Origin of the sequence: Candidatus Poriferisodalis sp. (genome assembly GCF_965262965.1) — a bacterium.
Classification (GTDB): domain Bacteria; phylum Actinomycetota; class Acidimicrobiia; order Acidimicrobiales; family Poriferisodalaceae; genus Poriferisodalis.
In genome coordinates this window covers 1,117,050-1,129,855 of the sequence record NZ_OZ253573.1, presented here as the reverse complement: position 1 = coordinate 1,129,855, position 12,806 = coordinate 1,117,050, and the positions used below count along the sequence as shown (strand labels likewise).

Genomic DNA, 12,806 nt, shown 5'->3' with positions numbered 1-12,806 from the left:
GTAGGTGAGGGCTGCGACGTGAGCTTCGAACTGTTCCCCGCGATTGACCTGCGCGAAGGCCGGAGCGTGCGGCTGCTGCAAGGCGACTACGAGCGCGAGGTGCGCTACGTCGGTGATCCGGTCGAGGTTGCCCACGAGTTTGCCGAGGCTGGGGCGCGCTGGATCCACATGGTGGACCTCGATGCTGCTCGTTCGGGCACAGGTGAGCCGCGCAATCGCGAGGTGATGCGCAAGGTCGTCGCGGCGGTGGGGGATGCGGGTGTACGCGTGCAGTGCGGCGGCGGCGTGCGCAACCGCCAGAGCGCCGAAGCGCTCTATGAGGTGGGCGTCACGCGGTGCGTCGTCGGCACGGCGGCGATCGAGAATCCGGATCTGGTCGCAGAGCTCGTGACGGCGGGCTACCGCGTTGCGGTCGGACTTGACGTGCGCGGCACGGAAGTGGCCACTCGCGGATGGGAGCACCGCAGCGGCGTGAGTCTGAGCGATGCGCTCCGGCGCTTGGCGAGCACCGGTGCCGAAGCCGTCGTCGTGACGCAGATTGCCCGAGACGGAATGGGCGGGGGCAGCGACCTGGCGGGCTTGCGCGACGTGCTGGACGCGCCGCAGCGGCCCGCGACGATGAACGTGATTGCCAGCGGCGGTGTCGGCTGCTTGGCCGACATCGCTGATCTGCGAGATCTTCGGTCCGCCGGTGGCAGCGCGCTCAGCGGGGCCATCGTCGGCAAGGCGCTGCACGACGGCGCAATCAGGCCTGTCTCCGCAATCGTCGTTGCGCGCGGCAGTGGCCCCCCAGCAGGAGCCGATTCGGCGTGAAGACCGTCCGAGTCATCCCATGCCTCGATGTCGACAACGGCCGCGTCGTGAAGGGCATCAATTTCGTGGGTCTGCGAGACGCCGGCGATCCCGTCGAGCTGGCGGCGCTGTACGACCGTCAGGGTGCGGACGAGATTGTGTTCTTGGACATCACCGCATCGGCACACGACCGCGACACCATCATCGAGCTCGCACGCCACACCGCCGAGGAGGTGTTCATCCCCTTCACGATCGGCGGCGGCATCCGTACGACCGATGATGCCCGGGCCTTGCTCCGCGCAGGCGCGGACAAGGTGTCGGTCAACTCGGCTGCGGTTGCCCGTCCCGACCTTGTGCGCGAGATCGCAGGTGAGTTCGGCAGCCAGTGCGCGGTGGTCGCGGTCGACGCGAAGTCGAACCCCATCGAGCCCGGACGGCCCCGAACATGGAACGTGTACGTCAAGGGCGGCCGCGAGGACACTGGTATCGATGCCATCGAATGGGTGCGCCAGGTTGTCGAGCTGGGCGCGGGCGAGATCCTGCTGACCTCGATGGATGCCGACGGCACCAGGGAGGGCTTCGACCTTGAGCTCACCCGAGCGGTCGCGGATGCCGTCAACGTTCCGGTCATAGCCAGCGGCGGCGTGGGCACGCTCGAGCACCTCGTGGAAGGGGCTGTCGAAGGGCGCGCTGACGCCGTGCTGGCCGCCTCGATCTTTCACTTCGGCGAGCACACCGTCGCCGATGCGAAGCGGGCGATGACGGCAGCCGGAGTCGCAGTCCGCCCGCCGCAGGACTGAGCTCGACTCCAGCGTTCGCCAGCGAGCTGCGAGATAGCTTCCGGGACATGAGCTTTCCCGGCACATACGCGCCCGACGTCCCTGATCGTGCAGCGGTCATCATGGCCCGCGACGGCACGATCCGGACTTTTCGCGAGTTGGAAGACCGCAGTGCGCAGTTTGCACAGCTCATGTGGGCCGCCGGCTTGCGCCCCGGTGATCACGTCGCGGTGTTCGCCGACAACAACATCGGCTACTTCGATGCCTTCTGGGGAACAGTGCGCAGTGGCCTGTACTTCACCACGGTGAATCGGTACCTGACAGCCGAAGAGGCGGCCTACATCGTGAACGACTGCGGGGCGCGGGTACTGGTGGCCTCGCCGGCCGTGGCCGAGGCTGCGACCGAGATGCTGCCGCTCATCGGCGATTGCGACATCCGGCTGATGTTCGACGCCCGCGCTGCGGGATTCGACTCGTTCGAACATGCAATAGCGGCCTATCCGACCGAGCCGCTGGCTGAACAACCACGCGGGTCAACCATGCTGTACAGCTCGGGCACCACGGGCCGTCCAAAGGGGATCAAGCGCCCGCTGGACGGCACCTCGATCACCGAGCCCGATCTCATCGGTGCGGGTCTGGTCGGCGGCATCTTCGGTATCGGCGCCGGCAGCGTCTATCTCTCCCCGGCGCCGCTGTATCACTCCGCACCGCTGTCGTTCACCACTGGTACCCAGTCGATGGGTGGCACCGCGGTGATCATGGATCGCTTCGACCCCGCCGATGCGCTCGCCTACATCGAGCGGTACCACGTCACGCACAGCCAGTGGGTGCCGACGATGTTCAGCCGGATGCTCAAGCAGCCCGCCGAGGTGCGGCAACGACACGATCTGTCCAGTCATCAGGTCGCTGTGCATGCAGCTGCGCCGTGCCCGGTCGAGGTGAAGCGGCAGATGATCGACTGGTGGGGACCGATCCTGCACGAGTACTACGCCGGCACCGAGCTCAACGGCTTCTGCTACGTCAATTCCGCTGACTGGCTCGACCATCCGGGGACAGTCGGCACGCCGCTCATCGGCGTCATCCATATCTGCGACGACGACGGCAACGAGATGCCTGTCGGCGAGTCGGGCGCGATCTACTTCGAACGCGACGTCCCAGCATTTGAGTACCACAACGATCCTGACAAGACCGCCGAATCGCGCCACGCAGATCACGAGCTGTGGTCGACACTGGGCGACATCGGCCGTGTCGATGACGAGGGCTACCTGTATCTGACCGACCGCAAGGCGTTCATGATCATCTCGGGCGGCGTGAACATCTATCCCCAAGAGATCGAGGACTGCCTGGTGCTGCACCCGAAGGTGGCAGACGTTGCGGTCTTTGGCGTGCCCAACGAGGATTTCGGCGAAGAGGTGAAGGCGGTGGTGCAGCCGGCCGAAGGAGTGATCGGCGACGACGCGCTCGCCACCGAACTCCTAGGTTATGCGCGCGAGTACATCGCTGCGTACAAGATGCCGCGCTCGGTCGATTTCCGCGATGAACTGCCGAGACTTCCCACAGGCAAGCTCTACAAGCGAATCCTGCGCGACGAGTACTGGAGCGACAAAGAGTCGCGCATCGTCTAGCCGCTAGAGGTCGGCGACAAACTCGCCGATCATCTCGGCGACAGCGCGGGCGTGGCCCATCAAGAAATGGTCGCCGCTCGCAATGGTCCGCATCTGTGCGTTGGTCCACGACGAGAAGATCTCGCTGGCCTCGGCAGGGGAGCGGAATTGGTCGTGCTCGGGCACGAGGAGAAGCTTCGGGCGAGCGTCCGCTGGGGCAGCCATGGAGGACTCCGCGACGATGCGAATGGGCGCCGCGATGCCCACCCAGGCCCCAAGTTCGTCATGGTCGGCCGCGAGAGACACGTCGCCGCCGAAGGACCATCCTGCTGAAACCACCGGCGCAACATCGTCAGCGTCGCCTTCGGAGGCGAGCGCCGCGGCCTCGGCAAATGCTGCGGCGGCGTCGAGCTGCTCGGCGCCTCCGCTGTCGTGTTCGCCGCCCGAGCTGCCAACACCTCGAAAGTTGTAGCGAAGCGCGGCAATCCCAGTGGCGGGCAACGCCCGAAACAGGTGGTCGATGAGCGGGTTGCACATGTCGCCGCCATAGAGCGGATGCGGATGCGACAGCACGACGACAGCACAGACGTCCCCTGCGGGCCACGAGACTTCGGCTTCCAGATCGGTGCCGTCGGATGCGGTGAGGCCGATCTGGCGGGTGTGGGGAGTCGCCGCATTCATCGGTGTGAACGGTACCGTGCCACTGGTGACTGCCCCCGAAACTGCTGACCCAGCGACTGCCGCTGACAAGACCGCCAAGACGCCTGCGCGGAAGAAGAAGGCTCCCGTAAAGCGAGCGACCGCAGCGGGCAAGAGCAACGGTGTTGCGGACGCGAGTGACGACGAGCGCCGTCCGATCAAGATGCTCCATGACCGGCTGCTGGTCCGGCTGCCCAATGACGGCTCGGAGCGTCGCAGCAGCGGCGGCATTCTCATTCCAGCGACTGCGCAGCAGAACAAGCGTCTTGTGTGGGCCGAAGTGGTCGGTGCCGGACCGAACGTGCGTAGTGCTCAAGAGGGCGACAGGGTCCTATTCAGCCCTGACGACCGTCACGAGGTCGAGGTGCACGGGGACGATTTCCTCATCTTGCGCGAGCGCGATGTCCACGCCATCGCGGCACCACGGATCGAGCCAGGCAGCACCGGCCTGTACCTGTAAGTCATGCCGGCTTCCGAGCACGCTGACGCTGCCCCCGGGATCGACGCGTTCTCGGCGACCGAGTTCCGCACGGCGGGTGGGATCTCGATCACACTCACCGCGGCAACCGTTGACGGCGATGCCGCAGTGGAAGAACTGGTCGACCGACTGGACCAGGCTCGGGGCGTCCTGCTTTCGTCGAGTTACGAGTACCCCGGCCGGTACACGCGGTGGGACATGGGTTTTACCGACCCGCCGCTGGCCGTCACCAGCCGAGGCCAAGATGTACGGGTCTCTGCCCTCAACGAGCGCGGGAAAGTGTTGCTTGAATCGGTGCACGATGCACTCGCGCAACTCGGTGAGACGGCAGGGATCGTCTCGCTGCGGCACGGCCCCGACGAGGTGTCCTGCACGATCGAGCGAGCTGAGCGACGCTTCGAAGAGGAGGAGCGAAGCCGCCAGCCATCGACCTTCACGGTCGTCCGAGCGCTGGTGGAGCTGTTCGCATGCGACGATCCCCACCTAGGCCTTTACGGCGCATTCGGATATGACCTGGCGTTCCAGTTCGAGCCGATCGAGCTGACGCTGCCGCGTCCGCAGGACCAACGCGACCTGGTTCTCTACTTGCCCGACGATCTGCTCGTCGTCGACCACCAAGGCGGGATCGCGCAGAGGCTTCACTACGACTTCGAATTCGCGGGGCGCAGTACCGGCGACCTGGCCGGTGGGGGAGATAGCGTCCCGTACGAGCCGGATCTCGACCTCGAAGCGAGGCGGGATCACGAGCCGGGCGGCTACGCGGCGGGAGTTCGCGCTGCCCGAGAGTATTTCGCCAGAGGTGATCTGTTTGAGGTCGTCGCGAGCCAGATGTTCTCCGAACGCAGCATCGAGCCGCCCTCAGAGCTGTTCCGCCGCCTCAAGGAGCAGAACCCCTCGCCGTACGGATTCCTGATCAACTTGGGTCGCTCGGCGCAAGCCGGCGAATGGCTCGTGGGTGCATCGCCTGAGATGTATGTGCGAGTCGAAGGCGACCGCGTCGAGACCTGCCCGATTTCGGGGACCATCGCCCGCGGACAGGACCCCATCGACGACGCCTCGCAGATCCTTGCACTGCTCAACTCGTCCAAGGACGAGTCCGAGCTGACCATGTGCACCGACGTGGACCGCAACGACAAGAGCCGCATCTGCGTACCTGGCTCGGTAAAGGTGATCGGCCGTCGCCAGATCGAGATGTACTCGCGCCTGATCCACACCGTCGATCACGTGGAAGGGCGCCTGCGACCCGGCTTCGACGCGCTCGATGCGTTCCTCTCCCACACCTGGGCAGTGACGGTGACGGGCGCACCGAAGACGGCCGCCATGATGTTCTTGGAACGCCACGAGCGCACCCCGCGGGCCTGGTATGGCGGCGCTGTCGGCAAGGTGGGCTTCGACGGCAGCCTGAACACGGGTCTCACCCTGCGCACCATCCGAGTGACCGAGGGGCACGCCGAGGTGCGTGTCGGTGCGACGCTGCTGTGGGACTCCAATCCTGACGATGAGGAGTCCGAGACCGAGCTGAAGGCGTCGGCATTCCTCGACGCGATCCGGCGTCCCCGGACACTGCCAGCCGCGATAGCTACAACGGCAACACCGAGCCAGCGGCGAGTACTGCTGGTCGATCATCTGGATTCGTTCGTGCACACGCTGGCGAACTACTTGCGCCAGACGGGCGCGAGCGTGGTGACGCGACGGGCGGGGTTCCCACCGGGCGAGGTCGCGGATTTCGACTTGGTGGTGCTGTCCCCGGGCCCTGGCCGGCCAGATGACTTCGACATCGGGCCGATGGTGGGCGCCACGCTGGATGCCGGTCTGCCGCTGTTCGGTGTGTGCCTGGGACTCCAGGGGATCGTCGAGTACTTCGGCGGCGAACTGGGCCAGCTCGCCAATCCGAAGCACGGCAAGCCCTCGGTTATCCGCGTTCTCGGCGGACGCCTGCTTGACGGTCTGCCCGCAGAATTCCGCGCAGGTCGGTACCACTCGCTGTTTGCTCGACGTGCCGAAGTACCCGACGAGCTGGAAGTCACCGCCGTGAGCCTCGATGACGACATCGTGATGGCGGTTGAACATCGGGAGCTGCCCGTGGCTGCGGTGCAGTTCCATCCCGAATCGATCATGTCGCTCGATGACGGTGTGGGTCTTGCGCTGATCCGCAACGCAGTCGATCGTCTTGTGCCCAGGTGGAGAAGCTGATGATCGCCGATTCTCTCGACCGTTCCGTCGCAGCGACGGTCCCACGAGACGTCGTCGTGGTGTCCGGACCTGAGGCTCAGGCATACCTGCACGGGCAGATCTCCGCCGATGTGGAGTCTCTCGGCGTCGGTGAGAGCGCTCTGTCATTCCTGCTGGAACCGCGGGGACGTGTCGAGGTGCTGTTTGGCCTGTGCCGCAGCGCTTTGGAGGCGTTCGTGCTCGACACCGAGCCAGGATTCGGTGAGCCCCTCGCAGCGTCGTTGGAGCGCTTCAAGCTGCGCACACGCGCAGACTTCACCTGGCACCAGTGGTCGATGCATGCGTTGCGCAGTGCTGCAGCAGTCAGGCCGTCGCCTGGCGACGTCGCTGCCAGCGATGATCCGCTGCCCCATCAGTCGGTCGGGCAACGGGTGGCGCGAGCGGCGCGTTGGCCCTTGGCGGCTGGAGTCGATGTGCTGATGCCTGATGAGGGCACTTTGCCCGATGCGCTCTCGCAAGCAGAGAGCATTTCCGCCGACGAATTCGACGCATTGCGCATCGCATATGGGCTGCCTGCCATGGGAGCAGGCGTTCTGATCGGCGACATTCCCAACGAGACGGGCATCGTCGAACGCGCTGCCTCGTTCACCAAGGGCTGCTACCGAGGTCAGGAACTGGTCGAACGCATCGACTCACGATCGGGCGGACGCCGGATTCTGCGTCGTGTCCGTTCTGCATCTCCGCTCGAAGCTGACGAACAGCTCTTGGACGCCGAGGGAACCTCAGTTGCCACAGTGCGCTGCACTGCCACCGTGGGAGACACCGTGGTGGGCTATGCGCTCGCACGACGAGATGCAGCGGATGAGGTGCACACCGCCAGTGGCAAACCCGTCCTGCTGGCGACCATATAGACCCGGTTTGCGGGCCGCCCACACGGGTACCCTCGCATCGCAACGACACGACGGCTTCACTCAGACGGCGTCACCAACCCAGGGAGCACCGAGATGGCAAAGACCGCACTGCTGGCCAAGCTGACGGCGAAGGAAGGCAAGCGCGACGAGCTGCTCGCAGTCATCGGCGACATTGGCATGAGCAACGCCGCAGGTGAGCCCGGCACCGAGGTCTACGCCGCGCACAAGGATCAGAACGACGCCGACGTCGTGTGGTTCTACGAGCTGTACAGCGACCAAGCTGCGCTTGTGGCCCATGGCGGCTCGGAGCAGATGAAGGTATTCGGGCGGGCGATGAAGGACCTCATGGCCGGTCGACCCGAGCTGACCTTCCTCGATCCCGCTGTCGCCAAGGGCCTCGAGTTCTGACGCCTGCGCCTGTCACAGGTGACAGTGCCGGCACGACGACCATCGCCTGACCCCAGTGACGTCGGCTACCTACCTCGACCGGATCATCGCCGAGCACCGAGCTGAGGCGTCGCGTGATGAGCGGCCGCTCGACGCGCTGCGTCGGACGGCTTCTGCGATGCCGCCGCCGCGACCGTTCCGGGCGGCTCTGGGGGCGCAAGGCCTGTCCGTGGTTGCGGAGATCAAGCGCCGTTCGCCGTCGAAAGGCCCTCTGTTCGCCGATCTTGATCCTGCGACGCTGGCCCGCTTGTACAGCGACGGTGGTGCCGCCTGCCTGTCGGTGCTGACCGACGGCCCGAACTTCGGCGGCTCGGCAGAAGATCTCGCCGCAGCGCGTTCGGCGACCGCGCTGCCAACGATTCGCAAGGACTTCACGGTCAGCGAACGAGACGTGCTCGATGCGCGCATCATGGGAGCCGACGCCGTGTTGTTGATCGCCGCGGCGCTCTCGGGAGATGAGATCATCCGCCTCATGGGACTGGCTCGTGAGCTTCTGCTCGACGTTCTGGTTGAGACACACGATGAGGCTGAGCTCGAGAGCGCGCTCGCAGCAGGCGCCGATCTCGTCGGCGTCAATCAGCGTGATCTGGTTACGTTCGAGGTGGACCATGAGCGGGCCGCCCGCATGGGCAAGCTGATGCCTGCGGAGGTGACGTCAGTGGCCGAATCAGGAGTGCGCGGGCCAGATGATGCGGCGATGCTTGCCGACGTCGGCTACGACGCTGTTCTTGTGGGGGAGAGCCTGGTTACCAGTGGCGATCCTGCGGCGGCGGTAGCCAGCCTGCGAACGGGTACACAGCAGGGTCAGAGCGACGAAAGGCGGTCGGCGTGTTCGTGAAGGTGTGCGGTGTCACGAACGAAGAGGACGCGCTCGTCGCAGTGGGGATGGGTGCCGACGCGATCGGGTTCAACTTCGTGCCCGGCTCGCCTCGGCAGATCTCGCCCCGTCTGGCTCGAGACATCGTGCGACGACTCCCAGGCGGAATCATCACAGTCGGTGTGTTCCGCAACGAGTTGCCCGAACGGGTCGTGCAGGTGATGGACGGCGCGGGCCTACGGATGGCGCAGCTGCACGGCAACGAAACGGCCGCGGACAGTCGCTGGGTCGCAGAGCGAGTTCCGGCGCTCATCAAGGTATTCGTCGCCGGCGACCCGAACGTTGAGCGCGTTCGTGACTACGGAGCCTCGGTCCTGCTCGTGGACGGTCCCGACCCAGGCAGCGGGCGCATCTTCGATTGGCGGCAACTGGAGGGCCGGGACCGTGGCATTCGGCTGCTGCTTGCAGGCGGCCTTCGACCCAGCAACGTGGCTCAAGCCATCGAGATCGTGCGCCCGTGGGGCGTCGACGTGGCGTCCGGCATTGAGTCGGAGCCGGGCCGCAAAGACGTTCTGGCGATGCGGGAGTTCATCTCGGTGGCCAACGAGGCCGGAGCGTTGTACGAGGACGCCGCCGACGAGAGCCTGGCGGCGGATGCACCGTACGACTGGCGGGACGATTGACGTGAATCGAGGCCAGGGACCGAGCGACATGAGGGTGGCGACATGACCGCAGTGATGGGCGAGCCAACACCGGATGGTCGCTTTGGCGACTTCGGAGGCCGCTTCGTGCCCGAGACGCTGGTTGCAGCGTGCGAAGAGCTTGAAGCGGCGTTTCGCCAGGCGTGGGCCGACCCAGGTTTCATTGAGGACTTCGAGACGACGCTGCGCGACTTCGGTGGGCGGCCCTCACCGATGACCGAGTGCCGGAACCTGTCCAGCCAGCTTGGCGTCCGCTTGCTGGCGAAGCGCGAAGATCTCAATCACACCGGCTCGCACAAGATCAACAACGTCATCGGGCAGGCGTTGTTGGCGCAGCGCATGGGCAAGACACGGCTCGTCGCCGAGACGGGTGCGGGCCAGCACGGGGTGGCGACGGCGACGGCTGCTGCGCTGCTTGGGATGGAATGCAAGGTGTACATGGGCGCGGTGGACGTCGGGCGTCAGGCGCTCAACGTGTTCCGGATGCAGCTGCTGGGCTCGGAGGTCGAGGCGGTCAACTCGGGCAGCAGAACCCTCAAGGACGCGGTCAATGAGGCGCTCCGGGACTGGGTCGCGACCGTCGAGCACACGCACTACTGCCTGGGCTCGGTGATGGGACCGCATCCGTATCCGTGGATGGTGCGTACGTTCCATCACGTCATCGGTGACGAAGCCGCTGCGCAGTGCCGGGAGCTGATCGGCGGCGACCCGGATGTCGTGGTGGCCTGCGTCGGCGGGGGGAGCAACGCCGCGGGCATTTTCTCGGGCTTCGCAGACGGCGATGCACGCCTTGTCGGTGTCGAGCCCGCCGGCGGCGCCGCTGTCGGACGGGGAGTGCCGGGTGTCGTCCACGGCATGGTGAGCTATCTGATGCAGGACGAAGTCGGCCAAGTGCTCGAGGCCGAGTCGATCTCAGCCGGACTGGACTACCCGGGTGTCGGTCCTGAGCACGCGTACCTTGCGGCCATCGGCCGGGCCGAGTACCCGAGCGTGACTGACGACGAGGTCGTCTCGGCCTTCACGCTGATGAGTCGCGCTGAGGGGATCATCCCGGCGCTGGAATGCGCTCACGCGCTGGCATGGATTGTGCGAGAGGCGCCCTCCATGGCTGGCCAGACCGTTCTCATGAACCTGTCGGGACGTGGTGACAAGGACGTGGATCAGATGATGGACCTCCTGCATCCCGGCGACGCGGGCGCCGTTGCGGACGGAGAGCGTCCGTGAGCGCGCCGGATACGGCAGGTGGGCCGTATGGCTCCATGGAATCGCATCTCCGGGCACGGCGTGACGGCGGCGCAAAGCTGCTCATTCCCTACGTCACCGGCGGCTATCCCGGCTGGATGCGTGCGGTCGAAGCGGCCGCTGCCGCGGGTGCTGACGCCATCGAGATCGGAATCCCGTTCTCCGATCCGGTCATCGACGGCCCCGTGATCCAGCGAGCCTCCACCGCAGCGCTGGACGCAGGGGTCACGCCGGCATCGGTGCTCGAGGAAGCGCGAGACCTCGACACTGGCGTTCCCCACGCCGTGATGACCTATTACAACCTGTGTCACCACCAGGGTCACGAGCGTTTCGCCGCAGCTTTGACGGAAGCGGCAGTGTCCGCCGCGATCTTGGCCGACCTTCCCTACGTGGAAGCCGGTGGCTGGCTCGAAGCCGCCGCCGAAGCTGGCATTGAGGCAATCTTGCTGGCGGCGCCGACCACCCCCGAGCACCGTCTAGCGGAGCTGTGCGCGGCCTCTAGCGGCTTCGTCTATGCCGTTGGCCTGCTGGGTGTCACCGGCGAACGGGCGGCGCTGGCCCGCACAGCCACAGAGATCGCCGGACGCTGCAAAGCAGTGACCGACCGTCCCGTGCTGACGGGTGTCGGCATCGGATCGCCGGAACAGGCGGTCGAAGCCTGCGAGGTGGCCGATGGCGTGGCCATCGGATCGGCGGTGGTGCGCACCCTGATGGCCGACGGCCCCGAGGCGGTCGGCGACCTGGTGGCGACCTACCGATCGGCGCTGGACCACGGTTGAACGGTGAATCCTGCCGAACCGAGTTCCCCCGGCCCGGCCCTTTCTGATCCGGCCCTTTCTGATCCAGCTCAGTTGGACCCCGATTGCGAGCTCTGCCAAGCCGCCCGCTATACCCACTGGTATCACGAGGGCGAGCTGTGCTGGGTGGCTGACTGTGAGGTATGCGCGACGCCGATGGTGGTCTGGAAGCGGCACGGAACCGATCCGCCCGCTGCGGAGTTGGAGGCAATGCTGGCTCGCTTGAACGAAGCCGGCGAGCAACGCTTTGGACCCAGCAGCGGAGTGATCGACCAGGTGATGCGCCAGATACCGGACCATTTCCACGCTCACTACCGGGACGCCGATTGGATGGCCCGCCGCTGGAATGAGACGCCGAGTCTCTACACCGGCGTCGGCACGCCCCGGGTGACCCGATGAGCAAGCCATTCACGCCTAATCGTGGTGAAGTGAAGCGCCGCAGGTGGCGGGTGCCAGCGCTGGCGCTCGCAGTCGCGATCGGGCTCGCGAGCTGTGGTGGAGGCGATGCGACCGAGGCCGATGTGGATCGGCTGGAGCTGGCGTTCGCCAGCGCAGATGTGGCGCTCGGGAACGAGGTCTTCGGTGACAGCTGCTCGGTGTGCCACGGCAGCGACGGCAGCGGTGGCGTGGGTGCGGCGCTCGGCGGCGTCAGCGAACGGCTCGCCGTTCGCGACCACCTGTCGGTGGTGTGGAACGGCCGCGGCTCGATGCCTCCGTTCGGCGGGCTTCTCACCGATGCCGAGATTGCCGCCGTCGTGGCCTACCAGCGGAGCACCTTCGGTACGCAGTGAACAGCGGGTACGCGGTTGGGGGCTCTTGTTGGCTGCGCTCACGGACCTCTCGGCCCCTCGGCGCGCACTGGCGGTAGCTTCGCCCCAGTGAGTGACGCAGCGAACGAGCCTGGCTTCCCGCATCCCGAGGAGTTGCTGCCGCACCGAGCGCCGTTCCTGCTCGTCGATGAGATCGTCGAACTCGAACCCGGCGAGCGCTGCGTGGGACTCTGGCACCTCAGCGGCGACGAGGCGTTCTTCACCGGTCACTTTCCCGGTAGGCCGACCCTGCCCGGGGTACTCATGGTCGAAGCCATTGCGCAGACGGCGGGTCTAGCAGCCGCCTCGGCCTCATCTCTGAAGGGCAAGCTCGCGCTGTTCGGTGGCATCGACAGGGCCCGCTTCCGCCGCCAGGTGATCCCGGGCGACACGCTGCGGCTCGAAGCCACGATCGATCGCCTGTCAACCAGGGGCGGCCGTGCAACGGGCACGGCGAACGTGAACGGTCAGGTGGTCTGCGAAGCCTCGATGATGTTCCTCTTCGCCGACGCCGGCGCCGACTGAGTCACTTCCGCCCCGACGCACTCTCGCCGTCGG

General features: G+C 66.2%; 15 protein-coding genes. 14 read left to right on the top strand and 1 reads right to left on the bottom strand.

Going from position 1 to position 12,806, the window contains the following annotated elements; all coding sequences use genetic code 11:
• Nucleotides 1–18 precede the first annotated feature (18 nt).
• The 3 genes from ACQY5K_RS05410 to ACQY5K_RS05400 are packed head-to-tail and all read left to right on the top strand — an operon-like array spanning nucleotide 19 to nucleotide 3,196.
• Nucleotides 19–813, top strand: a complete 795-nt coding sequence (locus ACQY5K_RS05410) for a HisA/HisF-related TIM barrel protein (protein ID WP_428120757.1) — start codon at nucleotides 19–21, stop codon at nucleotides 811–813.
• Nucleotides 810–1,592 (top strand): imidazole glycerol phosphate synthase subunit HisF, encoded by a 783-nt coding sequence (gene hisF / locus ACQY5K_RS05405; RefSeq protein ID WP_428120755.1) that lies wholly within the window; start codon nucleotides 810–812, stop codon nucleotides 1,590–1,592. Before ACQY5K_RS05410 ends, hisF begins: the two co-directional genes overlap by 4 nt.
• Nucleotides 1,593–1,639: 47 nt before the next feature.
• On the top strand, nucleotides 1,640–3,196 hold the full coding sequence (locus tag ACQY5K_RS05400) for an acyl-CoA synthetase (RefSeq protein WP_428120753.1): 1,557 nt from the start codon (nucleotides 1,640–1,642) through the stop codon (nucleotides 3,194–3,196).
• A gap of 3 nt (nucleotides 3,197–3,199) precedes the next feature.
• Here the strand turns inward: ACQY5K_RS05400 and ACQY5K_RS05395 are convergent, their stop codons facing one another.
• Nucleotides 3,200–3,856, bottom strand: coding sequence for an alpha/beta hydrolase (locus tag ACQY5K_RS05395; RefSeq protein ID WP_428120751.1), 657 nt, complete (start codon nucleotides 3,854–3,856; stop codon nucleotides 3,200–3,202).
• Between the two features lie 181 nt (nucleotides 3,857–4,037).
• Here ACQY5K_RS05395 and ACQY5K_RS05390 point away from each other — a divergent pair, with 181 nt between their 5' ends.
• From ACQY5K_RS05390 to fabZ, 11 genes are all read left to right on the top strand, one after another.
• Nucleotides 4,038–4,334, top strand: coding sequence for a GroES family chaperonin (locus ACQY5K_RS05390; RefSeq protein WP_419923522.1), 297 nt, complete (start codon nucleotides 4,038–4,040; stop codon nucleotides 4,332–4,334).
• A gap of 3 nt (nucleotides 4,335–4,337) precedes the next feature.
• The gene (locus ACQY5K_RS05385; protein WP_428120749.1) at nucleotides 4,338–6,545 is read left to right on the top strand and encodes an anthranilate synthase component I; all 2,208 of its coding nucleotides are present in this window, start codon (nucleotides 4,338–4,340) and stop codon (nucleotides 6,543–6,545) included.
• Entirely contained in the window at nucleotides 6,545–7,435 is an 891-nt protein-coding gene (locus tag ACQY5K_RS05380) for a YgfZ/GcvT domain-containing protein (RefSeq protein WP_428120747.1), read from the top strand. Before ACQY5K_RS05385 ends, ACQY5K_RS05380 begins: the two co-directional genes overlap by 1 nt.
• 93 nt (nucleotides 7,436–7,528) lie before the next feature.
• Nucleotides 7,529–7,843 (top strand): putative quinol monooxygenase, encoded by a 315-nt coding sequence (locus ACQY5K_RS05375; RefSeq protein WP_428120745.1) that lies wholly within the window; start codon nucleotides 7,529–7,531, stop codon nucleotides 7,841–7,843.
• Between the two features lie 55 nt (nucleotides 7,844–7,898).
• The gene (locus tag ACQY5K_RS05370) at nucleotides 7,899–8,720 is read left to right on the top strand and encodes an indole-3-glycerol phosphate synthase TrpC (RefSeq protein WP_428120743.1); all 822 of its coding nucleotides are present in this window, start codon (nucleotides 7,899–7,901) and stop codon (nucleotides 8,718–8,720) included.
• On the top strand, nucleotides 8,711–9,382 hold the full coding sequence (locus ACQY5K_RS05365) for a phosphoribosylanthranilate isomerase (RefSeq protein WP_428120741.1): 672 nt from the start codon (nucleotides 8,711–8,713) through the stop codon (nucleotides 9,380–9,382). The genes ACQY5K_RS05370 and ACQY5K_RS05365 overlap by 10 nt, the downstream gene beginning before the upstream one ends.
• Nucleotides 9,383–9,424: 42 nt before the next feature.
• Complete coding sequence (trpB, locus tag ACQY5K_RS05360) at nucleotides 9,425–10,624, top strand: tryptophan synthase subunit beta (RefSeq protein ID WP_428120739.1); 1,200 nt, start codon at nucleotides 9,425–9,427, stop codon at nucleotides 10,622–10,624.
• Entirely contained in the window at nucleotides 10,621–11,421 is an 801-nt protein-coding gene (trpA, locus tag ACQY5K_RS05355; RefSeq protein ID WP_428120737.1) for a tryptophan synthase subunit alpha, read from the top strand. Before trpB ends, trpA begins: the two co-directional genes overlap by 4 nt.
• Nucleotides 11,422–11,424: 3 nt before the next feature.
• Nucleotides 11,425–11,838: a hypothetical protein gene (locus ACQY5K_RS05350; RefSeq protein ID WP_428120735.1), complete on the top strand. Its 414-nt coding sequence runs from the start codon at nucleotides 11,425–11,427 to the stop codon at nucleotides 11,836–11,838.
• Nucleotides 11,835–12,230: a c-type cytochrome gene (locus tag ACQY5K_RS05345; RefSeq protein WP_428120733.1), complete on the top strand. Its 396-nt coding sequence runs from the start codon at nucleotides 11,835–11,837 to the stop codon at nucleotides 12,228–12,230. The genes ACQY5K_RS05350 and ACQY5K_RS05345 overlap by 4 nt, the downstream gene beginning before the upstream one ends.
• Before the next feature lie 87 nt (nucleotides 12,231–12,317).
• Entirely contained in the window at nucleotides 12,318–12,773 is a 456-nt protein-coding gene (gene fabZ / locus ACQY5K_RS05340) for a 3-hydroxyacyl-ACP dehydratase FabZ (protein ID WP_428120731.1), read from the top strand.
• Nucleotides 12,774–12,806 lie beyond the last annotated feature (33 nt).